At 73.8% G+C, this 24525-nt stretch carries 20 protein-coding genes; 10 read left to right on the top strand and 10 right to left on the bottom strand.

Features of this window, described 5'->3' with window-relative positions; genetic code table 11:
* The first annotated feature begins 80 nt into the window (after positions 1–80).
* Positions 81–926, top strand: a complete 846-nt coding sequence (locus ACLB9X_RS25840; protein WP_410362786.1) for a spermidine synthase — start codon at positions 81–83, stop codon at positions 924–926.
* A gap of 76 nt (positions 927–1002) precedes the next feature.
* On the opposite strand, the gene ACLB9X_RS25835 is transcribed toward ACLB9X_RS25840, so the two are convergent.
* Positions 1003–2010, bottom strand: coding sequence for a hypothetical protein (locus ACLB9X_RS25835; RefSeq protein ID WP_410362785.1), 1008 nt, complete (start codon positions 2008–2010; stop codon positions 1003–1005).
* A gap of 126 nt (positions 2011–2136) precedes the next feature.
* Here ACLB9X_RS25835 and ACLB9X_RS25830 point away from each other — a divergent pair, with 126 nt between their 5' ends.
* Positions 2137–2574, top strand: coding sequence for a DUF4442 domain-containing protein (locus ACLB9X_RS25830; RefSeq protein ID WP_410362796.1), 438 nt, complete (start codon positions 2137–2139; stop codon positions 2572–2574).
* Between the two features lie 94 nt (positions 2575–2668).
* Here ACLB9X_RS25830 and ACLB9X_RS25825 read toward each other — a convergent pair whose 3' ends face one another.
* A complete protein-coding gene (locus ACLB9X_RS25825) occupies positions 2669–3199 on the bottom strand; it encodes a gamma carbonic anhydrase family protein (protein WP_410362784.1) in 531 nt (176 codons plus the stop codon).
* Between the two features lie 151 nt (positions 3200–3350).
* On the opposite strand from ACLB9X_RS25825, the gene ACLB9X_RS25820 reads away from it, so the two are divergent.
* Positions 3351–4163 carry an acyltransferase gene (locus tag ACLB9X_RS25820; RefSeq protein WP_410362783.1) on the top strand — a complete coding sequence of 271 codons (813 nt, stop codon included), beginning with the start codon at positions 3351–3353 and terminating at the stop codon, positions 4161–4163.
* Between the two features lie 10 nt (positions 4164–4173).
* Positions 4174–4728, top strand: coding sequence for a YbaK/EbsC family protein (locus tag ACLB9X_RS25815; protein ID WP_410362782.1), 555 nt, complete (start codon positions 4174–4176; stop codon positions 4726–4728).
* A 40-nt stretch (positions 4729–4768) separates the two neighbouring features.
* Here the strand turns inward: ACLB9X_RS25815 and ACLB9X_RS25810 are convergent, their stop codons facing one another.
* Positions 4769–5176 (bottom strand): CoA-binding protein, encoded by a 408-nt coding sequence (locus ACLB9X_RS25810; RefSeq protein ID WP_410362781.1) that lies wholly within the window; start codon positions 5174–5176, stop codon positions 4769–4771.
* A 78-nt stretch (positions 5177–5254) separates the two neighbouring features.
* Here ACLB9X_RS25810 and ACLB9X_RS25805 point away from each other — a divergent pair, with 78 nt between their 5' ends.
* Genes ACLB9X_RS25805 through ACLB9X_RS25795 form a run of 3 tightly spaced genes read left to right on the top strand, consistent with a single transcriptional unit; the run spans position 5255 to position 10599 of the window.
* Positions 5255–5881 carry a YigZ family protein gene (locus ACLB9X_RS25805; protein WP_410362780.1) on the top strand — a complete coding sequence of 209 codons (627 nt, stop codon included), beginning with the start codon at positions 5255–5257 and terminating at the stop codon, positions 5879–5881.
* A 42-nt stretch (positions 5882–5923) separates the two neighbouring features.
* The gene (locus tag ACLB9X_RS25800) at positions 5924–7090 is read left to right on the top strand and encodes an exonuclease SbcCD subunit D (RefSeq protein ID WP_410362779.1); all 1167 of its coding nucleotides are present in this window, start codon (positions 5924–5926) and stop codon (positions 7088–7090) included.
* Entirely contained in the window at positions 7087–10599 is a 3513-nt protein-coding gene (locus ACLB9X_RS25795; RefSeq protein WP_410362778.1) for an AAA family ATPase, read from the top strand. Before ACLB9X_RS25800 ends, ACLB9X_RS25795 begins: the two co-directional genes overlap by 4 nt.
* Positions 10600–10628: 29 nt before the next feature.
* Here the strand turns inward: ACLB9X_RS25795 and ACLB9X_RS25790 are convergent, their stop codons facing one another.
* On the bottom strand, positions 10629–11075 hold the full coding sequence (locus tag ACLB9X_RS25790) for an Lrp/AsnC family transcriptional regulator (RefSeq protein ID WP_410362777.1): 447 nt from the start codon (positions 11073–11075) through the stop codon (positions 10629–10631).
* 94 nt (positions 11076–11169) lie between these two features.
* On the opposite strand from ACLB9X_RS25790, the gene ACLB9X_RS25785 reads away from it, so the two are divergent.
* Both ACLB9X_RS25785 and ACLB9X_RS25780 read left to right on the top strand, forming a co-directional pair.
* Positions 11170–11670 carry a rhodanese-like domain-containing protein gene (locus ACLB9X_RS25785; RefSeq protein WP_410362776.1) on the top strand — a complete coding sequence of 167 codons (501 nt, stop codon included), beginning with the start codon at positions 11170–11172 and terminating at the stop codon, positions 11668–11670.
* Between the two features lie 93 nt (positions 11671–11763).
* Positions 11764–13659, top strand: coding sequence for an ABC transporter ATP-binding protein (locus ACLB9X_RS25780; RefSeq protein ID WP_410362775.1), 1896 nt, complete (start codon positions 11764–11766; stop codon positions 13657–13659).
* Between the two features lie 142 nt (positions 13660–13801).
* Here ACLB9X_RS25780 and ACLB9X_RS25775 read toward each other — a convergent pair whose 3' ends face one another.
* Positions 13802–15484 carry a DUF885 domain-containing protein gene (locus tag ACLB9X_RS25775; protein WP_410362774.1) on the bottom strand — a complete coding sequence of 561 codons (1683 nt, stop codon included), beginning with the start codon at positions 15482–15484 and terminating at the stop codon, positions 13802–13804.
* Between the two features lie 38 nt (positions 15485–15522).
* Positions 15523–16023, bottom strand: a complete 501-nt coding sequence (locus ACLB9X_RS25770; protein ID WP_410362773.1) for an Lrp/AsnC family transcriptional regulator — start codon at positions 16021–16023, stop codon at positions 15523–15525.
* Between the two features lie 59 nt (positions 16024–16082).
* Between ACLB9X_RS25770 and ACLB9X_RS25765 the strand changes: the two genes are divergently transcribed.
* The gene (locus tag ACLB9X_RS25765) at positions 16083–17342 is read left to right on the top strand and encodes a trans-sulfuration enzyme family protein (protein ID WP_410362772.1); all 1260 of its coding nucleotides are present in this window, start codon (positions 16083–16085) and stop codon (positions 17340–17342) included.
* Here ACLB9X_RS25765 and ACLB9X_RS25760 read toward each other — a convergent pair.
* The 4 genes from ACLB9X_RS25760 to ACLB9X_RS25745 form a co-directional block, all read right to left on the bottom strand.
* Entirely contained in the window at positions 17278–18681 is a 1404-nt protein-coding gene (locus tag ACLB9X_RS25760) for a GNAT family N-acetyltransferase (RefSeq protein ID WP_410362771.1), read from the bottom strand. The two genes, ACLB9X_RS25765 and ACLB9X_RS25760, sit on opposite strands and share 65 nt — an antisense overlap.
* A gap of 76 nt (positions 18682–18757) precedes the next feature.
* Positions 18758–21451: a DUF6493 family protein gene (locus tag ACLB9X_RS25755; RefSeq protein WP_410362770.1), complete on the bottom strand. Its 2694-nt coding sequence runs from the start codon at positions 21449–21451 to the stop codon at positions 18758–18760.
* Positions 21448–22845: an SWIM zinc finger domain-containing protein gene (locus ACLB9X_RS25750; protein WP_410362769.1), complete on the bottom strand. Its 1398-nt coding sequence runs from the start codon at positions 22843–22845 to the stop codon at positions 21448–21450. The genes ACLB9X_RS25755 and ACLB9X_RS25750 overlap by 4 nt, the downstream gene beginning before the upstream one ends.
* 328 nt (positions 22846–23173) lie before the next feature.
* Positions 23174–24439 carry a S8 family serine peptidase gene (locus ACLB9X_RS25745; RefSeq protein WP_410362768.1) on the bottom strand — a complete coding sequence of 422 codons (1266 nt, stop codon included), beginning with the start codon at positions 24437–24439 and terminating at the stop codon, positions 23174–23176.
* Between the last annotated feature and the right edge of the window lie 86 nt (positions 24440–24525).

Here is a 24525-nt window from a genome sequence, read left to right as displayed (position 1 = left end):
TCCCGGGGTTGTTGTGCCGGGGGGGGGGGGGGCCCCACCCGGGCGGCGGGCCCCCCCGGCCCGCCCGGCACAATGGAGCGGTGAACGAGCAGATTTCCGTCCTGCGCGACGTCGACCGCGGCACCGCCAAGCTCATGCCCGACGTCGACCGGGACCGGGCCTGGCTGCTGACCGTCGACGACGCGCCGCAGTCGTACGTCGACCTGGACGAGCCGACGCACCTCGAGTTCGAGTACGCGCGCCGGCTCGCCCATGTCGTCGACCGGGCGACGGACGGTGTGCAGGCTCCTGCCTTCGTGCACCTCGGCGGCGGCGCTCTCGCCCTGCCGCGCCGGATCGCGGCGGTCCGGCCGGACGCGCGCCAGGACGTGGTGGAAGCCGACCGGGGCCTCGTCGCGCTCGTCGCGGAACACCTGCCCCTGCCGCCCGGCAGCGGGATCACGGTTCACGCCGCGGACGCGCGGGCCTGGCTGGAGGCGGCACCGGCCGGCAGCGCGGACGTGGTGATCGGTGATGTGTTCGGCGGCTCGCGCGTCCCCGCGCACCTGACGTCCCTGGAGTACGCCCGGGCGGTGGAGCGCGTGCTGCGCGCGGGCGGCACGTACGCGGCGAACCTGGCGGACGGTGCGCCCTTCGCCTTCCTGCGCTCCCAACTGGCCACCTTCGCCGAGGTGTTCTCGGAGCTGGCGCTGATCGCCGAACCGGCCGTGCTGCGGGGCCGGAGGTTCGGCAACGCGGTGCTCGTCGCCTCCCACGAGCCGATCGACGTCGCCCGCCTCACCCGCCTGGTCGCGGCCGACGCCTTCCCGGCCCGCGTCGAGTACGGCCAGGCCCTGACGCGCTTCACCGGCGACGCCCGCCCGGTCCACGACACGGACGCGGTCGCCTCACCGCCGCCGCCCGACGGCGCGTTCAGCGTCGGCTGAGCCGGCCGCCCGCCTGCGCCGGCGGGGCCCGGCCGCGGCCGGCGCTGCCGGCACGGCCGGGGCGGTGCGAGGTGCCCTACTGCGTGGGCTCGACCAGCCGCACGGTGCTGAGGATCTTCTGGATGGTCGCGTCGTCGACCTCGTCCTTGACGCCGGTGTTGGCGTAGAGCACCCAGCTCTTGAAGTCACCCGCGGGGTCCTTGAAGGAGAAGGCGATCGACTTGCCGTCGGTCTCGCACTTGTTCTCCTTCTTCACGCCCAGGGCCGTGGCCGTGGCCACGCTGCCCTTCAGGCCGGACGTGGTCGTGTAGTCCTTGGCCTTGGTGATCTTGACCGTGCCCTTGGGCTCGGTCTGCGCGTAGCCGGCCCACACCCAGTTGCCGGCCTCGTTGTACGCCGCCTCCGCCGCACTCTTGGCGCCCTTGCCGCCCTTGGTGCCGACGGTGGACAGGCCCCAGTCCTCCAGCTTGCCGTCCTTGTCGGTGTCGAACTCGCACCACTTGCTCTTGTAGTACGCCGGAGCGCTCATCATGACGACGGCGGAACCGTCGCCCTTCTTCTCGTCCTCGAAGCCGTGCGCCATGCCCGACCCCGCCACCTCCCACTCGGGCGGGACGTCGAACTGGGTACCGTGCTTGGGGTTGGTGACGACCTTCCAGCCCGCGATGGTGGGCTTCGCGTCACTGCCGTCGCGCGGGTTGTCCACCGAAGGCGACGGCGTGGGCTCGGACGAAGCGTCCCCGCTGGGCGTCTTGGACGCGGTGGTGCCGCCGCCCTTGTCGGACGTGCCCTGGTCGTCGTTCTTCAGTACGACGAAGCCCGTGACCGCGGCGGCCACGACCACGGCGGTCGCCGCGACGATCGCCACGATCGTCGTCTTCTTCTTGTCGTCCTGCGGCGGCATGGGCGCGCCCGGCATCTGACCGGGTACGGCGTACTGCGGCGCGGTCGGCTGCTGGTACGGGTTGGGCTGCTGATACCCCGGCTGCTGATAGGGGTTCGGCTGCTGGTACCCCGGCTGCTGGTACGGGTTCTGGTCCTGCGGGTTCTGCTCGCCCCCGGGCGGCTGCTGTCCTGGCCACATGGCGAGTAACCATAGAGGTGCCGCGACGGCGGTTCCACGCCCGCCCCCCCCGCCTCGATCCCCGCCGAGGGGATGGTCAAACGGCCCTACTCGTGGGTAACATGCGGCTTCATGAGCGCAGACCAGATGTCCATCGGCGAGATGCTCGCCGCCACCGTTCCCATGGTCCGGACCCTCAACCTCGAGTTCCTGGAGACCACCGCGGAGCGGGCGGTCCTCCGCATGCCGGACCAGGCCGACTTCCACAACCACGTCGGCGGCCCGCACGCCGGTGCCATGTTCACGCTCGCCGAGTCCGCGAGCGGCGCCATCGTCCTCACCGCCTTCGGCGACCAGTTGAGCCGCGCCGTGCCGCTCGCGGTCAAGGCCGAGATCGGGTACAAGAAGCTCGCCATGGGCGTCGTCACGGCCACCGCCACGCTCGCCCGCCCGGTCGCGGACGTCGTCAAGGAGCTCGACGCCGGGCAGCGCCCCGAGTTCCCGGTGAACATCAGCATCCAGCGCGAGGACGGCGCCGTCACCGGAGAGATGACGATCGTCTGGACCCTGCGCCCCAACAGCTGAGACCGTCGCACCGGATGGGCTGCCCCGGCGTGCGCCGCTGGGCGCGCACGCCGGGCGCCGGTCCGGTGGGTACGGAAGGAACCGGGTCCTGCGGTCACCCGCCGTGCGCCGCGCGGTGCTCCTTCGCCAGGTCCACGTACACCGCCGCGTTCAGCTTGATGCCCTCGCGCTCCTCGTCCGTCAGCTCCCGGCGGACCTTCGCCGGGACGCCCGCGACCAGCGAACCCGGCGGCACCCGCATGCCCTGCGGGACCAGCGCCTGGGCCGCGATCAGCGAACCGGCCCCGATGTGCGCGCCGTTCAGGACCGTCGCGCCCATGCCGACCAGGACGTCGTCCTCCACCGTGCAGCCGTGCAGCACCGCGTTGTGGCCGACCGACACCCGCTCGCCGACCGTCACCGGGAAACCGGGGTCGACGTGGACGGTGCAGTTGTCCTGGATGTTGCTCTGCGCGCCGATCACGATCGGACCGCCGTCCCCGCGCAGCACGCTCTGGTACCAGACGCTCGCGCCGGCGGCCAGCGTCACCTCGCCCATCACCACCGACGTGGGCGCGGTGAACGCGTCCGGGTCGACGCTCGGTTCCTTGCCACCCACGCCCGCGATCAGTGCCCGCTCCGCCATGCCGTGTCTCCTCGGTGATCGGTGCCGCGCCTGCCTGCACCGTAAGCGACCTCGCCGCGGGCCGGACGGCCAGGGTGCGCCGGCCCGGTTGGGGCGAACGTCACAGCCCGGCGCGCGGATCGGGCCACGGGCGGCCGACTACCGTGTGCGGGTGCCGAAGAACAGAAACACGTTCTCCTCGCTGACCGTCTGGCGGCGGCGTGTTCTCGCGCGTGCCGTCCACCGCGGCTGGCGCTGGGTGCAGGAGGCGGGGTCCGTCACCGCCGAGCACCCGGGCCGGCTCCGTTTCAGACGGCTGGGCCACGGCACCCGGCTGGCCTTCCCGCAGGGGACCGTCTTCGGTGAAGGCTGGATCGAACTGGGCGACCACTGCATCATCGCCGAACAGGTCACGCTCACGGCCGGCATGATGCCGGACCTGGACCTCGGGCCCGACCCGGTCCTGACCCTGGGCGACGGCGTCGTCCTCGGACGCGGCAGCCACGTCATCGCCGACACGCGGGTGACCATCGGCTCGGACACGTACTGCGGGCCGTACGTCTACATCACGTCGACCAACCACAGTTACGACGACCCCGGCCAGGCGGTCGGCAAGCAGTGGCCCCGCATGGAGCCGGTCGAGATCGGGCCGGGCTGCTGGCTCGGCACGGGCGCCGTGATCCTGCCCGGCGCCCGGCTCGGCCGCAACGTCGTGGTCGCCGCGGGCGCGGTCGTACGGGGCGATGTGCCCGACCACGCCGTGGTGGCGGGGGCGCCCGCACGTGTCGTCCGCCGCTGGAACCCGGTGGACGGCTGGCAGCCGCCGCTGCGGACGCCCGCCCCCGTGCCGATCCCGGAAGGCGTCACGCCCGAGCAACTCCTGGCGCTCGCCGAGCTGGAGTCCACGTCCAGTGAGCCCGGCGGCGGCACGACGCCCATCGGCTGCGCCGAGACACCCGGACCCGGTCCCGCGTCGCGCTGTTAGCGTGCGGTACATGCGCGCACCCATCGGAAACTTCGACAACGCCCGGCCCGCCCCCGACTGCCTCGACGAGCTCACCGCACCGGTCGCCCGGGCCGTGCGCGCCTGGCACGGGGACGTCCCCGCCGACCAGCTGATCTACGTGGACACCGACCCCGAGATCGCCGACACCGCCGCCTTCGTCGAGCACTACGGCCAGGAGCTGCTGGACGAGTCGGCCAACTGCGTCGTCGTCGTGGGCAAGCGCTCGGGCGAGACCACCCTCGCCGGGTGCGTCGTCCTCTCCGCCACCCGCGTCGACGTCAACGGTGCCGTACGCAGGCAACTGGGCGCCCGCAAGGCCTCGTTCGCGTCCATGGACACGGCGACCGGCGAGAGCGGCATGGAGTACGGCGGGATCACCCCCATCGGCCTGCCCGCAGACTGGCCGCTGCTGATCGACTCCCGGGTCGCCGGCACCGCATGGGTCCTCATCGGCAGCGGCCGCCGTCGCGGCAAGCTCATCGTGCCGGGCAAGGCGCTCACCGCACTGCCGGGCGCGGTGGTCATCGAGGGGCTCGGGATCTAGTACCGGCCGCGGTGGACGTGCCCCGCGGCCGGCCGGGGCGTCACCCCAATTGCGGGATCTCGATCGCCGGGCAGCGGTCCATCACCATGTCGAGCCCCGCCCGGCGAGTACGGGCGTACGCCTCCGGGTCGATCACGCCCAGCTGGAACCAGACGGCCTTCGCGCCGACCTCCACCGCCTCGTCGGCCACCTTGCCGGCGAGGGCGGAATTCACGAACACGTCCACCACGTCGACGGGGAACGGGATGTCCGCGAGCGACGCGTAGCCCTGCTCGCCGTGGACCGTCTCCGCCTTCGGATGCACCGGCACGACGCGCTTGCCGTAGCGCTGGAGCACCCGGGCCACCCCCCACGCCGCGCGCGACTCGTTGGTCGACAGGCCCACCACCGCCCAGGTGTCGCCCGTCGAGGTCAGGATTCTGCGGATCGTCTCAGCGTCTGCGTACATGCCGGGGACAACCGGCACACCCCGGCCGATCATTCCCCGGGGGAGTGGGCCCCGGACGGCGGCGCATAGGGTGGCGGGATGCAGGACCAGTACCGGACGGTCGCCCGCGAGGGCGTCCACGAGAGCGAGATCAACCGCTCCCGCTTCCTCTGCTCGCTCGCGCCCGCCGCGACCGAGGAGGAGGCACAGGCGTTCGTCGCGCGCATCCGCAAGGAGCATCCGACCGCCACGCACAACTGCTACGCCTACGTCATCGGCGCCGACGCCGCCGTGCAGAAGGCGAGCGACGACGGCGAGCCGGGCGGCACCGCGGGGGTGCCCATGCTGCAGATGCTCCTGCGACGTGAACTGCGGTACGTCGTCGCCGTCGTCACCCGGTACTACGGCGGCGTGAAGCTCGGCGCCGGCGGGCTGATCAGGGCGTACGGGGGAGTGGTGGGCGAAGCCCTCGACGCACTCGGCACCGTCACCCGGCAGCGCTTCCGGCTGGCCACCGTCACGGTCGACCACCAGCGCGCGGGCAAGCTGGAGAACGACCTGCGGGCCACGGGCCGGGACGTGCGCGGCGTGACCTACACGGACGCCGTCACCATCGACATCGGCCTCCCGGACGCCGACGTCGACGCCTTCCGGGCCTGGCTCGCCGACGTGACCGCCGGCACGGCCGTGCTGGAGCTGGGAGGGGAAGCGTACGGAGATGCGTGAACCCACCCGCATTGTCCGACCCCGCCGATACGCTCACCGATCATGAGACTCCTCCATACGTCGGACTGGCACCTGGGCCGGTCGCTGCACCGCGTGAGCATGCTCGACGCCCAGGCCGCCTTCCTCGACCACCTCGTGGCGACGGCCCGCGAGCGCGAGGTCGACGCGGTGCTCGTCGCGGGGGACGTGTACGACCGGGCCGTGCCCCCGCTCGCCGCCGTGGAGCTCTTCGACGACGCCCTGCACCGGCTCGCCGCGGCCGGCGTGCCGACCGTGATGATCTCCGGCAATCACGACTCGGCCCGCCGCCTCGGCGTCGGCGCCGGCCTCATCGACCGTGCGGGCATCCACCTGCGCACCGACCCCGCGGGCTGCGGCACCCCCGTCCTGCTCGCCGACGCTCACGGGCCGGTGGCCTGCTACGGCCTGCCGTATCTCGAACCGGCGCTGGTCAAGGAGCAGTTCGGGGCCGCGAAGCCCGCGCACGAGCCGGTGCTGGCCGCCGCCATGCGGCGGGTGCGGCAGGACCTCGCCGGCCGGGAGCCCGGCACGCGCTCCGTCGTCCTCGCGCACGCCTTCGTGGCCGGCGGCGAGGAGAGCGACAGCGAGCGCGACATCACCGTCGGCGGAGTCGCCGCCGTGCCCGCGGCCGTCTTCCACGGCGTCGACTACGTCGCCCTCGGCCACCTGCACGGCTGCCAGACCATCACCGAGCGCGTGCGCTACTCGGGCTCGCCCCTGGCGTACTCGTTCTCCGAGGCGAACCACCGCAAGACCATGTGGCTCGTCGACCTCGACGCGCGGGGCGACGTGCGCGCCGAGCGCGTCGACTGTCCCGCGCCCCGGCCCCTCGCCCGGCTGCGCGGCACGCTCGGCGAGCTGCTCGACGACCCCGCGCTCGCGCGCCACGAGGACTCCTTCGTCGAGGCCACCCTGACCGACGCGGTGCGGCCCACCGATCCGATGGCACGGCTCACCGAGCGCTTCCCGCACACCCTGAGCCTCGCCTTCGACCCGGAGCGCGCCGAGCAGCACGGCACCGCCTCCTACGCCCAGCGGCTCAGGGGCCGCACCGACCAGCAGATCGCGGAGGACTTCGTGGCCCACGTGCGCGGCGGCAGCGTCCCCGACGACGAGGAACGCGCCGTGCTGCACGGGGCGTTCGACGACGTCCGGGTGGACGCGGGTGTGCGCGAGGTGGCCGGGTGAGGCTGCACCGGCTGACCGTCACGGCGTTCGGGCCGTTCGGCTCCACCCAGGAAGTCGACTTCGACACGCTCTCCGCCGCAGGGCTCTTCCTGCTCCACGGCCCCACCGGCGCGGGCAAGACGTCCGTCCTCGACGCGGTCTGCTTCGCGCTCTACGGAGCCGTGCCCGGCGCACGGCAGAGTCCCGGCACCTCGCTGCGCAGCGACCACGCCGAGGTGGGCAAGCCGACCGAGGTCCGGCTCGAACTGACCGTCGGGGGACGGCGGCTGGAGGTCACCCGCCGGCCCGCACAGCCCCGTCCCAAGGCGCGCGGCACGGGCTTCGTCACCGAGCGGGCGCAGAGCCTGCTGCGCGAGTACGACACCGAGGCCCGCGCATGGTGCCCGCTGAGCAAGTCCCACCAGGAGATCGGCGAGGAGATCACCCAGCTCCTCGGCATGAGCCGTGACCAGTTCTGCCAGGTGGTCCTGCTGCCGCAGGGCGACTTCGCGCGGTTCCTGCGCGCCGACGCCGAGGCGCGCGGCAAGCTCCTCGGACGCCTCTTCGACACGCGCCGCTTCGCCGCCGTGGAAGAACGCCTCGCCGAGCTGCGGCGCGCGGCCGAGGCGCAGGTGCGCGCCGGGGACGAGCGGCTGCTCGCACTGGCCCACCGCATGGCCCAGGCCGCGGCCGACGCGGCGGACGGCCAGTCCCTGCCCGCGCAGCAGCCGGGCGATCCGGGGCTCGCCGCCGCCGTCCTCCAGTGGGCGGCCGTGACCCGGGCCGGCGCACGGGAGCGACTGGCCGTCGCCGAGCAGGCCGCCGCAGCGGCGGAGACCCGGCAGGCGGCGGCCCGGCACGTGCTCGACGCCGAGCGGGACCTGGCCCGCCTCCAGCAGCGGTACGCCGACGCACGGCGCCGCGCGGAATCCCTGGAGGCCGCGCGGCCCGGACACGAGACGCTCGTCGCAGACCTGGAGCGGGCCCGCAAGGCGGACCTGGTCGGGCCCGCGCTGCGGCTGCGCGAAGAGGCCGAGCGCGCGCACCGGGCGGCGGCCGCGGAGCGCGAGCGGACGCGGGACGGCCTGCCCGCCGACCTGGCCGATGCGGGCGCCGAGCAACTCCTCGGACGTGAACGCACGCTCCGCCAGGAACTGGGCGGTCTGGAGTCGGCCCGCCGGGCGGAGCGGCGCAGCGCGGACATCGCCCGCGAGCGCGCCGACCTCGACCGGCAGGCACGTGCGGACGAGGACATGCTCCAGGAGGCGACCGCGTGGCTCGCCGAGTGGGACGGCCTGCGCCGCTCCCACCAGGACCGGATCACGGCGGCACAGGAGGCGGCGACCCGCGCGGAGCAGCTCGCGGGGCGTCTGGAGCCGGCCCGGGACCGGCTGAGCGCGGCGCGCGAACGGGACGAGCTGACGGCCCGTGCCGAGCGCGCCGAGACCCGTCTGCGCACCCTTCACGAGGGTGCCAACCGCGCGAAGGCGGCCTGGCTGGACCTGAAGGAGCGCCGGCTGCTGGGGATCGCCGCGGAGCTGGCGTCCCAGCTGACGCCCGGCCGGCCGTGCGCGGTCTGCGGCTCCGAGTCCCATCCGGCCCCGGCCCGCGCGGCCTCGGGCCATGTGGACCGCGCCGCGGAGGAGAACGCGTACGCGGCGAGCGCGCGGGCGGAGACGGCGAGGGCCGAGGCCGAACGCGACGTGGCGGTCCTCCACGAGGCCCGCACCAGGGCGGCCGCCCGCGCCCGTTCGACGCGCCCGGCGGTGCCCGCCGAGCCCCGGCCCGGGGCCCATGAGGCGGATCGCTCCGGTGGCCTCGGAGACGCCGGTGAGCCTTCGCCGGTGTCGGTCCCCGGGGCGATCGGCGCCGCGTCGGACGTCTTCGTCGTCGCCGCCGACGGAGCGGGGCACGGGGTTCCCGAGGGCGTCGCCGTGCTGGATCTTGCTGCGCGTTGCGGCGCGACGGATGCTGCTTGCGCGGCGAGCGGTGCCGGGGAGGGGCGCCGCGAGGGAGGGTCGGATGGCGCCTCGCTGGAGGTCGCTGCTCGTGGTGGCGCGGGGGAGCTCGCTCGGTCGCGCGTGCCGACCTCCCCGGCGGAGCCGGGTGGCGAGCCGGAGGCCGTCGAGGCGGTCCGGGGCGGCCGTGCCGGTGCCGCCGCGGACGCCGGTGAGCCGGACCGTTCCGGTGTCCTGGGCGCCGACGCCGGTGCGCCGCGCCTTGGGCGGGTGCCCGGGCCGCGGGAGGAGATGGGGGACCCCTCCGTCGGCGAACTGCGCGCGGCACTGGATGAGTTGGAGTGCGAGTATGCCCAGGCGCATCGCATCGCCTCCGGCGTCCATGCGGCGCAGGAAGCCCTGGAGCGGGCCGAGCGCGAGCATCGGGAGCGGGTCGACGCGCGCCGGGAGGCGGAGCGCCGTATTGCGGGCCGGACATCGCGCCGGGAGGCGCTCGATCAGGAACAGGCCGCGTTGGAGAACGAGTTGGCCAGGGCGCGCGGCGACGCCGCGAGCGTTGCCGACCGCGCCGCGGTTCTCGAGCACCGGGTCGGGCTGCTCGCCGCCGCCGTGGAGGCCGTACGCGCACTCGACGCCGCCGAGCAGCGGCGGAAAGAGGCCGACGACCGTCTTGCCGATGCCGCGTTCCGCGCCGGGTTCGACACCCCGGCCGACGCGGCAGCGGCCGTCGTCGGCGACGCCGGGCAGCGCGACATGCAGCGGCGGATCGACGCCTGGCGCACCGAGGAGGCCGCGGTCGCCGAGCGGCTCGCCGAGGACGACGCCCGGAGCGCGGCCGAGCGTCCCGCCGCGGATCCCGCGTCGGCCGAGGCCGACGCGCTGACCGCCGACCGGGGCCTGCGCGACGCCGCGTCCCGGCTCGCCGCCGCCCGGGACCGCTGCGCCGCGCTGGACCGGCTGTCGGGCGAGTCCGAGCGGGAGGTCCTGCGGCTCGGCCCCCTGCGCGAGCGGTACGACCGCGTGGCCCGGCTCGCCGGCCTGACCGCGGGCACGTCCGCCGACAACGAGCGCAAGATGCGCCTGGAGTCGTACGTCCTCGCCGCGCGGCTGGAGCAGGTCGCGGCGGCGGCCACCGTCCGGCTGCAGCGCATGTCGGCGGGGCGCTACACGCTCGTGCACTCCGACGCCCGCACCGGCGGGAAGCGCGCCGGGCTCGGGCTGCACGTGGTGGACGCGTGGACCGGCAGGGAGCGGGACACCGCGACGCTCTCGGGCGGTGAGACGTTCTTCGCCTCGCTGGCCCTCGCCCTCGGCCTCGCCGACGTCGTCACCGACGAGGCGGGCGGCATGCGGCTCGACACCCTGTTCATCGACGAGGGCTTCGGCAGTCTCGACGACCAGACCCTCGACGAGGTGCTGGACGTCCTGGACTCACTGCGGGAGAGGGACCGCAGCGTGGGCATCGTCAGTCACGTCGGCGACCTGCGGCGGCGCATTCGCGCCCAGTTGGAGGTCGTCAAGGAGCGCCACGGCTCCGCGGTGCGGCTGCGGACCGGCGGGTCCGGGGACTGACGGGGGAGCGGGGCCGGTGGGCCGGACCGTCAGCGGCTGATCGGCCGGCTCGGCAGCGGCGACGAGTACACGACGCTCGTCGTCACCGACCCCAGCGCGCCCACCTTCCCGGAGACCTCCTCGAGGTGGCGCATCGAGCGGGCGGCGACCTTCAGGACGAAGCAGTCGTCGCCCGTGACGTGGTGTGCCTCCAGGATCTCTGGGGTGGTGTCCAGCAGGTCGTGGAACGGCTTGTAGTTCCCGTTCGGGTACCGCAGGCGGACGAACGCCAGGATGGGCAGTCCCAGCCGGTCCTGGTCGACCACCGCCGCGTACCCCTTGATGACGCCGGCCTCCTCCAGCCTGCGCACCCGTTCGGTGACGGCACTCGCCGACATGGAGACGGAACGGGCCAGCTCGGCGAAGCTGGCCCGGCCCTGGGTCTGGAGGGCGTGGAGGATGCGCCAGTCCGTGGCGTCCGGTGAATATCCGCTCATCCCCGAGAGATAGCAGGGGAATCACCGGCGTATCAAGGGATGTGCCGGGGATCTCCCCTTCAGGGAAGCGACCGGGAAGCCTAGATTTCTGATCATGACGACGACGCAGAACCACGCCGCGCAGACCGCCGCCGCCAACCCCGTCCTGCGGGTGCCGCCCGCCGCGCCCGCCACCGCGGCCGCGTACTTCCGCGCGAGCCTCGCCTTCCACACCGACGTCTCCGACGTCGCCGCCGCCCTCGCGGCGGACGGCGACCCCGGCTTCGTGGTGCTCGACTCCCGCTCGACCGAGTCCTGGGACCAGGGTCACGTGCCGGGCGCGGTCCACCTGCCGACCGCGCTGATCCCCGAGCAGGCGGAGTCCCTGCTCGACAAGTCCGTTCCCGTCGTCACGTACTGCTGGAGCCCGGGCTGCAACGGCGCCACGCGTGCCGCGCTCGCACTCGCCGAACTCGGCTTCCAGGTCAAGGAGATGCTCGGCGGCTTCGAGTACTGGGCGCGGGAGGGCCTTGCGTACGAGACGTGGCAGGGCACCGTCACCCGCGACGCCGACCCGCTCACGGTGCCCGTCGGCGCGGACGACTGCGGCTGCTGAACGCGCAGCGGGCGGCGCCCGCGCCGGCGGGGTGACCGGGTGCGACGTGTCCGCCTTGACCTGAAGTTTGGTCGAGGTCTTACCGTCGTTCCCATGAGCATGGAAACCACCGCCTGGATGCAGCTGCACAGTGTGATGAACGCGCAGCAGGACCGCCGCCCGTTCGCCCGCGCCACACTGCGCCGCATCGCCGGGTTCGCCCGCCCGCATCGCCGTCGGATCGTGCAGTTCGTGCTGCTCAGCGTGGTCACAGCGCTGCTCGCCGTCGCCACGCCGGTACTCGCCGGGCGGGTCGTCGATGCCATCGTCGAGGGATCCGACCCCGGCACCGTCCTGAGCATCGCCGCGATCATCGCGATCATCGCGCTCGCCGAGGCCGGACTCGGGTTGCTGAACCGCTGGCTGTCCGCGAGCCTGGGGGAGGACCTGATCCTGAGCCTGCGCACGGCCGTCTTCGACCACGTGCAGCGGATGCCCGTCGCCTTCTTCACCCGCACCCGCACCGGCGCCCTGGTCAGCCGTCTCAACAACGACGTCATCGGGGCCCAGCGGGCCTTCTCCAACACCCTGTCCGGCGTTGTCTCGAACGTCGTCACGCTGTTGCTCACCCTCGCCGTGATGCTCAGCCTCTCCTGGCAGATCACCCTCCTCGCCCTGGTCCTGCTGCCGGTGTTCGTGGTCCCCGCCCGTCGGATGGGCGCGCGGATGGCCCGGCTGCAGCGCGAGGCCGCGGGGCACAACGCCGCCATGAGCACCCGCATGACGGAACGGTTCTCCGCCCCGGGTGCCACCCTGGTCAAGCTCTTCGGCCGGCCCGACGAGGAGTCCGCCGAATTCGCGGCGCGGGCCCGCAGGGTGCGCGACATCGGTGTGCGCACCGCCATGGCGCAGTCCGCGTTCATCACCGCCCTCACCCTCGTCTCGGCCCTGGCTCTCGCCCTCGTGTACGGCCTCGGCGGCTACTACGCGCTGCGGGGCTCCCTGGAGCCTGGCGCCGTCGTGGCCCTCGCCCTCCTTCTCACCCGTCTCTATGCGCCACTGACCGCGCTCGCCGGCGCCCGCGTCGAGATCATGAGCGCCTTGGTCAGCTTCGAGCGCGTCTTCGAAGTCCTCGACCTGAAGCCGCTCATCGAGGAGAGGCCGGACGCGCGCCAGGTCCCGCACGGGCCGGTGGCCGTCGAGTTCGAGAAGGTCCGCTTCGCCTATCCCTCCGCCGACAAGGTCTCCCTCGCCTCGCTCGAGGAGGTCGCCGCACTCGACACCCGCGGCGGCGCCGAGGTACTGCACGAGGTGTCCTTCCGTGCCGAGCCGGGCCAGACCGTCGCGCTCGTCGGTTCGTCGGGGGCGGGCAAGTCGACCATCGCCCAGCTGGTGCCGCGCCTGTACGACGCCGACTCCGGGGTCGTACGCCTCGGGGGCGTGGACGTCCGTGACCTGAGCGCCGCATCCGTACGCGAGACCCTCGGCATGGTGACCCAGGACGGGCACCTGTTCCACGACTCGGTGCGTGCCAACCTGCTGCTCGCCCGGCCCGGCGCGAGCGAGGACGAACTGTGGGACGCCCTGCGCCGCTCCCGGCTCGAGGACCTCGTGGCCTCCCTGCCCGACGGCCTGGACACCGTGGTGGGCGAGCGCGGCTACCGGCTCTCCGGTGGTGAACGGCAGCGGCTGACCATCGCACGGCTGCTGCTCGCCCAGCAGCGTGTGGTGATCCTCGACGAGGCCACCGCCCACCTCGACAACACCTCGGAGGCCGCCGTGCAGGAGGCCCTCGCCGAGGCGCTCGAGGGTCGCACCGCGGTCGTCATCGCCCACCGGCTCTCCACCGTCCGCGCCGCCGACCTGATCCTCGTCGTCGAGGACGGCCGCATCGTCGAGCGCGGCAGGCACGAGGACCTGCTCGCGGCCGACGGTCGCTACGCGGAGCTGTACCGCACCCAGTTCGCGCAGGGACGGGAGAAGCATGTGGACGTGGCCGAGGTGGCGTAGCCCGTCGCCGGCTGCTGACCGGCCGGGCGCACCAGGCACTGCCCGGTGGGTGGCGCGGACGGCTGCCGGGCGCAGCCGCCGGCGGCGTCGGGTAGGGGCCTGGCCGGTAGCCGACGCCGCCGGGACGTCAGCCGCCGGGACGTCATAGCCGCGACAGCTCCTCCACCAGGTCGTCCAGCCCCAGCGGGCCCTGTGACAGGGCCGCCATGTGCCAGGACTTGGCGTCGAACGCGTCCCCGTGCGCGCGGCGCGCGTTCTCGCGGCCCAGCAGCCAGGCCCGCTCGCCCAGCTTGTAGCCGATCGCCTGCCCCGGCATGGACAGGTAGCGGGTCAGCTCGCTCTCCACGAAGTCCGCCGGGCGGCCGCTGTGGTTCCCGAAGAACTCCTGCGCCAGATCCGGCGTCCACCGCTCTCCCGGACGGAACGGCGAGTCCGCCGGGATGCGCAGCTCCAGGTGCATGCCGATGTCGATGATCACCCGGCAGGCCCGCATCATCTGCGCGTCGAGATAGCCGAGCCGGCGCTCCGGATCGCGCAGGAAGCCCAGCTCGTCCATCAGCCGCTCCGCGTACAGCGCCCACCCCTCGGCGTTGGCGCTCACCATGCCGATCGTCGCCTGGTAGCGGGAGAGGCGGTCGGCGACGTGCACCCACTGCGCCAGCTGGAGATGATGGCCGGGCACGCCCTCGTGGTACCACGTCGACACCAGGTCGTAGACCGGGAACCGGGTCTGGCCCCGCGTCGGCAGCCAGGTGCGGCCGGGACGCGAGAAGTCCTCCGACGGCACGGTGTAGTACGGGGCAGCCGCGCCGCCGGGCGGGGCGATGCGCGACTCCACCCTCCGTACGCGCTCGGCGAGTTCGAAGTGGGTGCCGTCCAGCGCCTCGATCGCCTCGTCCATCAGCTTCTGCAGCCAGGCGCGGACCTCTTCCTCGCCCTCGATGTGCTCGCCGTGCGCCTCGAGATGCGCCAGCGCCTCCCAGGGGCCCGCGCCGGGAAGGATCTTGTCCGCTTCCGCCGTCATCTCGGCCAGCAGACGGTGGTACTCGGACCAGCCGTAGGCGTACGCCTCGACGAGGTCCAGGTCCGTCCCGTTGAAGTAGCGCGCCCAGCGGGCGTAGCGCTCGCGGCCGACGGTGTCCGGCGCGTCGGCGACGGCGGGGGCGTACACGTCGCGCACCCAGTCGCGCAGCGCCACCAGGGACTCGGTCGCGGTGCGGGCCGCCACGTCCAGCTCGACGCGCAGCGACGCGGGGCCGTCCGCGACGAAGTCCTCGAACCAGCTGCGGCCGCCGCCGATCCAGTCCGTCAGCTGTCCGACGAACGTACGGGTCGCCCGGGGGCCGCCGAACAGTTTCCGGTCGAGGCCGAGGGCCAGCGAGGCGCGGTAGCCCTCCAGGGCCCGGGGCACGGCGCGCAGCCGCTCGGCGACCGCCGCCCAGTCCTCCTCGGTCTGCGTCGGCGTCACCGTGAACACCTCCCGGACCGCGTGCGCCGGCGACCGCAGGTTGCTCACCGTCCGCAGGCCCTCGTCCGCCTCGTGCACGGCGAGCTCGGCGGTGAGCCGCTCACGCAGCAGGCGGGCGCAGCGCCGCTCGGCGTCACTGTCGGCGCCCGGCACCTTCTCGGCGGCGTCGAGGGCGTCGAGGGTGGCGCGCGCGAGGCCGGCGATCTCTTCCTGACCCGCCGGCGAGAAGTCGGGCAAAAGTCCGGAACTCTCCTTGACGCCCAGGTATGTTCCGGCGATCGGGTCGAGCTCGACGAGTGCGTCGACATAGGCGTCGGCGACCTGACGGGGCAGCGCGCTGCTGGAAGTCGGTGGCATGGGGTCATCCTCGTACGCGAAGGCCCTCCGCGTCACCATCAACCGGCGTCGGACGCCTGACGCCCCTGCGCGGGAGGCAGCAGCGGGCCGCACTCCCACTGCTGGAATATCAACCGGGTCTCCACGCGGGCGACTTCGCGCTGCGAGGTGAACTCGTCCAGGACCAGCCGCTGGAGGTCCGCCATGTCGGTGACGGCCACGTGCACCAAGTAGTCGTCGGGGCCGGTCAGATGGAACAGCGCCAGCGACTCGGGCAGTGCCCGGATCCGTTCGACGAACGGGCCGATCAGTTCGCGCCGGTGCGGACGCACCTGGACCATCAGCAGGGCCTGCAGCCCGCGCCCGAGCCGGGCGGGGTCGAGCGCGAGACGGTGGCCGGTGATCACGCCGGAGCGGCGCAGCCTGGCGACCCGGTCCAGGCAGGTCGACGGCGCCACCCCGACCTCCGCCGCGAGCTCCCGGTAGGTGGTCCGGGCGTCGTTCTGCAGCAGGCGCAGGATGTGCAGGTCCACCGGGTCCAGTGCGACAGATTCAGCCATCTGCCGAACGTAGCACGGAGAAGGATCGCTACGTCCCGGTAGCTGTTCACAGTGCCGCCATGGAGAACGCAGCAGCGGCCACGTCCGCACCCCGGGCCCTGGCCACCGAAGCCGTGCACGCAGGACGCGAGGACCTCGCGGAGCTGGGCCTGCACGCCCCGCCGCTCGATCTTTCGACCACCTACCCCTCCTACGACGCCGCCGCCGAGGCCGCCAGAATCGACGCCTTCGCCGAGACCGGCGCCCGCCTCGACGGCCCGCCCGTCTACGCGCGACTGGACAATCCCACCACCGCGCGGTTCGAGACGGCCCTCGCCAAGCTGGAGGGCACCGAGGCCGCGGTCGCGTTCGCCAGCGGCATGGCGGCACTCACCGCCGTGCTGCTGGTCCGGGCGAGCATGGGCCTGCGGCACGTCGTCGCCGTCCGGCCGTTGTACGGCTGCAGCGACCATCTGCTGAACGCCGGACTGCTCGGCACCGAGGTCACGTGGACCGACCCGGCCGGGATCGCCGAGGCCCTGCGGCCCGACACGGGCCTCGTGATGGTGGAGACCCCGGCGAACCCCACCCTGGCCGAGGTCGATTTGCGCGCCGTGCGACACGCCTGCGGCTCGGTTCCGCTGCTCGTCGACAACACCTTCGCCACCCCCGTGCTCCAGCGGCCCGCGGAGGAGGGCGCCCGGCTGGTGCTGCACAGCGCGACCAAGTACCTGGGCGGGCACGGCGACGTCATGGGCGGCGTCGTGGCCTGCGACGAGGAGTTCGCCCGCAAGCTGCGCCAGGTCCGGTTCGCCACGGGCGGCGTGCTGCACCCGCTGGCCGGATATCTGCTGCTGCGCGGTCTGTCGACCCTGCCCGTACGGGTCAGGGCCGCGTCGACCACCGCCGCCGACCTCGCCCGCAGGCTCGACGCCGACCCGCGGGTCGCGCGTGTGCACTACCCGAGCATCGGCGGCGCGATGGTCTCCTTCGAGGTGTACGGCGACCCGCACGGGGTGATCGCCGGTGTCCGGCTGATCACCCCGGCGGTCAGCCTCGGCAGCGTCGACACCCTGATCCAGCACCCGGCCTCCATCAGCCACCGGATCGTGGCCGAGGGCGACCGGCGCGCACACGGCGTCAGCGACCGGCTGCTGCGGATGTCGGTCGGCCTGGAGGACGTCGAGGACCTGTGGCGGGACCTGACCGAGGCGCTCAGCGCCAGGCCGGAGGACGCCCTGGGGGGCCGGCGCCCGGGCGCGGTGGCCGAGGTCGTCAGCGCTCTGCCTGCTCGTAACGGATCGCAGGCCGCACCGGTACCGCGTCCAGCCGTGCGGTGACGACCAGGGTGCCCTCCTCGATCTGGTAGTCCAGCGGCAGGCCGAGGCCGCGCATCGCGGCGACCATCCCGGTGTTCGACGCCTGAGTGACGGCGTAGACACTGTCGCAGCCGGCCTCGGCGGCCAGGGCCACCAGACGGCCGAGGAGTTCCGATCCGATGCCGCGGCGCTGCCACTCGTCCTCGACGAGCAGGGCGACCTCGGTCTCGTCGCCGTCCCACAGCAGATGGCCGAGGGCGACCAGCCGGCCCGAGGCCGTCTGCACCGCCAGCGTGCGGCCGAAGCGCGGGCTGAGCAGGTGGTTGAGGTAGCGGTCGGCGTCGCCGACCGGGCCGTGGTACCGCAGGCTCAGCGTCCGGTCCGAGCAGCGTTCGTGCATGGCGAGCGCCGCCCGCACGTCGCTCTGGTCGGCGCGGCGGACGGTGATCTCGTTGCCCTCGGGGAGGGTGAGCACGTGCCGGCTGTGCGGGATGCGCGGGCCGAGGTGGGCGTCCAGCTCCACGAGCGCGCGGGCCCGGGCGAACTCGGTGGGGGTGAAGGGTAGGTAGGGCCGTTCGATGGTGATCGCGCCGCCGTTCGGGTCGCGCAGGCGCATCACGGTCTCCTCCAGGACGCCCTCCACCGGCGGCAGATCGCCGATGGGCCGGCCGGTCAGCGAGAGCGCGGGGCGCGAGCGGATGGTGCAGCGTCCGAGCAGCTGGCGCAGAGCCAGCGGCAGCTCCGCGGCGTCGAGGGCGGTGCGCGTGGCGAGGCCGAGCACGCGGGTCGGGGTGTCGACGAGGTCGTGCGCGTCGGCTCGCTCGGTCCACGTGTGCGTGCCGCCGGCCGCGGCGATCTCGCGGCTGAGCTGCTGCGCCTGGAGCCCGGCGGGGGCCCGAAGCAGGAACTCGTCCACTGTGCCGTCGCCCAGCGGGTGCGTCTGTAGGGTCAGGATGTCGACGTCGAGGTGGGCCAGGGCGGTGCACAGGGCGGCGAGGCTGCCGGGGGCGTCCTTGACGGTCGTCCGCATCCGCCACAGCGCGGTCTCGCGCGGCTCGTCGCCGGACGGCGCAGGTGCCGGCCCCTCGGCCGGGTCCGTTGTGCCTGCCGCGCTGTCCGGCGCTGTCGTCGTGGGAGGCGCATGGCTGTGGCGTCGTGCCCACCATGTGTGGAACGCCGCCGTGGCGATCAGCGTGACCGCGGAGGCGACGAGCAGGAACGGGCCGTCGGGACCGTGTCCGATCAGGTTGGCGATCGCGTCGGCGACGGCGACCGCGGTGAACAGGGCGGCCAGTTCGACGAGGTCCCGCCGCCAGTGGTGCGGACGGCGGGCACTCTTCGCGGAAGTCACATCGGTCATGGAGCCACTGTGACCGAACGGTGTTGCGTGATCACGAACGCTTTGTGACTGATGGGTTAAGCGCCCATTTGGACTGCTAAAAGCAGGTTTTGGCCGTTTCTGGCGTGCGCTGTTCGGTTCCCTGACACAGTGCGGCCAGCAGCCGCGGCGCCTGGACCACGAGCCGCGACGAACCGCCCCGTACCGCCTGCTCCGTGAGCCACGGAACCAGGCCGGAGCCCCCGCCCCCCGACGCGGGAGCCGGACGGCAGCGCTCCACACAGTCGGCGGCCACCTCCAGTATCTCGCCCAGGGCTCGGGGAGCGGGTCGAAGAGCCGACAGCGCGGGCAGAGCGGCCGACAGCAGTGCCCACACCGTCCCGTACGCCCCGGTCGCCGCAGCCGTACGGGCCGCGTCCGCAGAGCGGTTGGGCTTGACCGTGCCGTGCCGCACCAGCTCCGCCACCTCCCGGCCCACCAGCTCCGTGTCGAGCTGCCGCCGTGCGGCCAGCACGAGCAGCGCGTCCACCGCGGCCAGCCGGTCCTCGCCGTACCGCGCGCCGAGCCCGGCGGCCAGGGCGCGCTGCAGATACGGGCCCGGGCGGCCCTCCGCCTCGGCGAGCACCGGCAGACACCAGGCGTCCCCCCGGGCGTCGTCACGGGCCGTCGCCGTCACCCCCGGCAGCAGCCACATCGCCAGCGCCTCCCGGTCCTGCGGCAGCACGGCGGGCCAGTACCGCGACCCGCCCTCCCAGTGGTAGCAGCGCTGCGACGGCGCGTCCTGCGCGTGACCGAGCCACTGGAGCGGGCGCGGGAACTCCCGTTTGAACGCCAGCCTCTCCCGTGTCTCGACGATGCGCCGGCCCAGCCCGGCCCCTGCCGTAGCCTGCGCGCCGCCGTCGTCGTCCGCGGTGGCCGCGCGGAGCGCCGGGACCGCGGACTCCGGCTCGGCCAGCCACGCGGCCAGCCGGTCGCCCTCCGGCGTGCCCAGCCCCGCGGCGGCCTTCGCGGCGGCCTCGGCCCCGTCCCGCCGCACGCGCAGCAGGGCCTGCGTGAAGTCCACCGGAGCCGGCTGCGCCCCCAGCCGTCCGTACTCCCGGAGCCGGTCGACGAGCACCTCCGCGTCCAGCGCCCCCGTGTGCCAGGTGGGCGTCGCGAGCAGGAACGGCAGCGGCCGCGTGATCAGGAAGCAGGCCGCCTCCCACAGGCGGGAGTCGACCGCGTGCGCCAGGCCCGCGTGGGCGCAGAGCCCGGGACGGACGGGACGCGACCTGGCCCGGTCGAGCATCCGGGCCGACAGCCGGCCCATCAGCGCCGCGGCGACCACCTCCAGGCCGCGCGTGCGCTGCGAGAAGCTCTCGTCGGCCCACTCGGCCTCGCCGGCCGTCCACCACCGGCCCGTCATCGCGGCGCGCAACGCCTCGGCCAGCGCCTCCCGTTCCCGGTACGCCACCCGCACAACACCGTCCAGGACGCGCTCGAAGGCGACCACGTCCTCCTCACCGCGCACGAGCACCAGCAGCTGCTCGACCACCTCGGCGACCGACGCGGGCGCCGGGTCCAGTCGCCGGGGCGACGGCACCGGCGGCAGGCTCTCCTCGTACTCCTCGTACACGGCCCCGCCGCCGTCCACGAGCGCGCCGAACACCGCCTCCGTCTCGGCGCGGTGCGCCGGGCCGAGCAGCACGGCCGATGCGGCGAGCTCCTCCCGGACGTCGTCGTCCACCGCCGGGACGTACCGTGCGACGAGCTTCAGCGCGCGGGCCCGGACATCGGTGTCCTCGTGGCGGAACGCCTCGGCGATCACCGGAAGCAGCTCCGGCGCGGCGGCGGCGTCACGGCGCAGCTCCCTGCCCAGCAGCGCCAACTGGGCGCGCACCAGCTTCTTCTCAGTACGGAACAGCACACCCGCCGACGCCTCGGCCAGTGCCCGCGTGGACAGTTCGCCGCGCGCGGCGACCCGTCCCAGCACCTGCTGGGCGTGCGCGGCGACCGTCGACAGGCCGTCGGCGGCCATGCCGGACCAGTCGGCGACGCGGGCGCTCTCCTCGGCCGGGGTGAGACGCAGGGCGCCCAGGACGTGCAGGAGAGAACGCATCTCGCCGGGGCGTCCGCCGCGCAGCAGCCGCAGAACGCATCCGTCGACCAGCGCCGCGCGGTCCACCACGCCCTCCTCGGCCAGCCGGGCCAGGGTCGACGGCCAGTGCAGGGGATGGTCCGGATCGTCGTACGTGGTCAGGGCGGACGGCAGCGGTGTCGCCTCGAACACGCGGGGCACAAGGACCGGTGCGTGCCGGTCCTTGGGCAGGGCTTCCGGGCCGACCCTGGCCGGGGTCACCGAGAGCGCCCAGCCGTCGACGTACTCGTCCGTCGTCGGCGTCTCGCAGCCGGACATCTCGACCAGCTCGTGGATGAGCGCGGCGTCCTCCCGGGCGGTGGAGGCGCGGGCGGCGAGCCGATGGGCGACGTCCGCCAGCCAGGCGGAGTCCCGGTCCGCGAGGACGGAAGCGACGACCCCGTACGGCACGACCGTCGCACTGCGCAGGTCGCGCGCGCCGATCCAGGCCGCCGCCGCGGCGGCCCCGGACAGGCAGCCCGCTCCGGCGACCAGCAGCGCGTCCTGGACGGCGCCGCGCTCGCGCCAGCGGTCCCAGTCCCAGCCGCGGATCTCGGCCCGGATCTCCTTCAGCACGGGCAGCGCCGCCTTGCGCTCCTCGCTGGTCATCGTGGCGAGGTGTCCGCGCACATCGCGGACCCGGCCCTCGCCCACCGCCGCTGCGAGGCCGGTCATCGGATCGCTCCCGTCGTCGAGGAGAGCGTCTGCGCCGTGACCGCCGCACCGCGCCGGGCCATCCGCACCGCCAGGGCGTGCTTGCACGGTCCGCGCCTGCCCTGATGGCCGGTCCACCACTGACAGGTGCAGCTCAGCGCCCCGCCCGCGTCCCTCACCTGGTAGCGCCGCTCGCCCGAGAACACCGTCGCCGGCTCGCCGGACAGGTCGACCGCGCCGGCCGAGACGAGGTCCCGGGCGGCCGTCAGGCGGGGGTTGTGCCGCTCGGCGCGGTCGGCGTCGCAGGGCAGTTCGCGGTGGAAGTACGCCGCGTCGGCCAGGTCGTACCCGACGCGGCCCGCCGTGCCGAGCCGGGTCAGCGCCGCGCGCACCCGCCCGGTCGTCAGACCGCTTCGGTCCGCGAGGTCCGCGGGGTCGATCCGTGGCTCCCAGGCCAGCAGCACCGAGACGAGCTCCGCGTCCGCCGCGGCCTCCTCCGTGGCCAGGGCCTCCAGCACGCCGCCCTCTCCGGAGAAGCCGCGCGAGGCGTCGGGGGACAGGGTGAGGGTCAGTCGCATGCCGGGCAGCACGACCTCCCACGCGCTCGCCGTCGGCAGCCCGTCGGCCACCGGGCCGTACACCCGCAGTGACCGCGCCTGGCGCAGCACCCGCTGGAGCGCGGCGAGCCGCTCGGGACCCGGCAGGCACACCGCACCGGGGGCCGGCCGGGTGGTGGGACGCAGCGTCCGGCCGGCGGGCACGACCCACTGCACGCCCCGCGCGGCGCCGCCCGAACCACGCGGCAGCGACCGCAGGAAGCGCACCGCCTCGGCCGCGGGCAGCTCGGCCCGCAGGTCGAAGCCGACGGTCGCGACCTGGGCCTCGGCGAAGCCGCGCAGCCACCGGTCGGGAAGGGGCACCTTCTTCTCCACCACCGCGCCAGCGAGAGTCGTGACCGCCAACTCGTCCGGCCCGACCCGCAGATGGAGCGGATCGTCGCCGGTCAGCCGGGAAAGCGCCTCCCGCAGGGGGTTGTTGACGTCCACGTTCGTCGTGCCGTGGCCCGTGTCGGCGCCGTCCAGACCGTCGGGCAGCACGTCCAGGCGGGCGTAGACCCCGTTGCAGCCGGAGAAGGACTCGAAGCGCAGCCGGTCGCCGTTGCCCGTGACGACCGGGTCCAGTATCGGGCGGAGCGTGTGGTCGTGGTACCGCGCCGCGGCGACGTCGGCCACGGCGAGCAGGCCGCGGGCGGCGGCCTGCGGCGAGGCGAGGAAGCCGGAGAAGAAGTGCGGGTGGGCCTCGGCACCCCTGGGCGTGAGCCCGCTCGACGTCTCCAGACCGAGCAGCCGGCCGTCCTGGGCGGAAACGAGAGCGGACGCACGGGAATAGGCGAACGCCTGCAGTGATCGCGTCATGGCAGGACCGTAGAACGCACCACTGACACCGACCGTGGTACGCGGTCCCGGTGGTCATCGAGCGCGACACCGGCCCGCCTTCCGCACGAAGCGGCCCGCCGGGCACCGGCGGCGGGGAGCCCGCCAGGGCCGTCGCACGGAACCGGCCGCTCCCGGCGACGGGAACGGCGAGGGCCGCCACCCCGGTACGGGATGGCGGCCCTCGTTGCTGCCGGTTCCTGCGTGGTCCGTTCGCCGGAGCGCCGCTCGCGGCTCCTGACCACAGACCCGTGGCATGAGCGCGCACCCGCACCGGTGCGCGTCCACGCCATGGGGCAGGTGACCGCCGTCAGAAGGACGTCAGGTCGAGCAGACGTTCCTTGGTGCTGTCGCCGTCCTGCGAGGGCCAGGTCCAGTCGAGGCTGCCGGCGCCCTGCAGAGCCGTCTTGACGTTCTGCGGCAGTGCGCCGGGGTTCTTGGCCCGGTACAGCGCGGCGCCGCCCGCGACGTGGGGAGCGGCCATCGACGTGCCGGACAGCGTGGTGTAGCCGCCGGTGTTGGAGGTGGAGCGGATGCACACGCCGGGCGCGATCAGGTCGACGTCGGAGCCGTAGTTGGAGAAGTCGGCGAAGGTGTCGTCCTGGTCGCTGAGGCACGTCGGCCGGCCGAGACCCCCCGGCTTGCCGTCGAAGTCGGCCAGGGCGCTGACGGTGATCACTTCGTCGTACGCGGCGGGGATCATGTTCTTGGCGTCGGCGTGGTTGTTGCCGGCCGCCACGGTGTAGGTGACGCCCTTGGCGACGGAATTGCAGATCGCCTGGTGCATGGCGTCGTTGTTGCTCCTGCCGCAGTTGCCGTCGTCGGTGCCGGCGCCGCCGAGGCTCATGTTGGCGACCTCGATCTCGTCGGCGTGCTGGGTGACGTAGTCGATGCCGCAGACGACCGCCGAGGTGGTGCCGCTGCCCAGGGGGTCGAGCACCTGCACCGGCCAGAGCCGGACGCCCGGTGCCGTACCGACCACCCCGGTGCCGTTGTCCAGGGCGCCGATGGTTCCGGCGACATGCGTGCCGTGGCCGTGCCAGTCGTTGGGGGCCAGGATGGGCAGCCAGCAGTTCTTGCCGCCGGCCTCGTGGACATTGAGGTCCGCGTGGTCCGGGTTGATCCCGGTGTCGATGACGGCGACGTCGGCGTTCACCCGGGTGTCGGCGCCGTCGATGGCCGCTGTGGGGCTCTTGTCGGCCTCCACCCGGTCCACCCCGGTCGGAACGGACTGAGCGGTGGCCTGTACCCGCCGGTCGGGCTCCACCGACTTCACCCGCGGGTCGTCGGCGAGCGTGGCCGCGACGTCCGGGCTCATGGACGCGGAGTAGCCCTGGAGGGCGTAGCGGTACACGTGCCGCACATCGGCACCCAGGGTGGTGGCCTGCTCGACCGCCGCATTCACAGCCGCCTCCGCGTCGGCGCCGGCGTCGTCGGCATCGGCTGCGGCCTTGAGAGTCACGATGTAACTGCCGGGGACCTGGTCGGACTGCGGAGGAGCCTTGGCCACCGCCGCGGTCAGCGGGGCGGCGGCAAGAGTGAGCGCGAGGAGGGCCACAGGGAAGATTTTGGGCATCCCAGACCTTTCTTGAGGACATCGAGCCCGGAGAGCAATGCGGTCTTTCCGGGCAATTTGTCGTAGCGTGTACATTTCGCTACGGC

Source organism: Streptomyces sp. 5K101 (assembly GCF_046506645.1).
Lineage (GTDB): Bacteria > Actinomycetota > Actinomycetes > Streptomycetales > Streptomycetaceae > Streptomyces.
The sequence above is the reverse complement of the archived record's forward strand: the minus strand, read 5'-3'. Positions and strand labels throughout refer to the sequence as shown.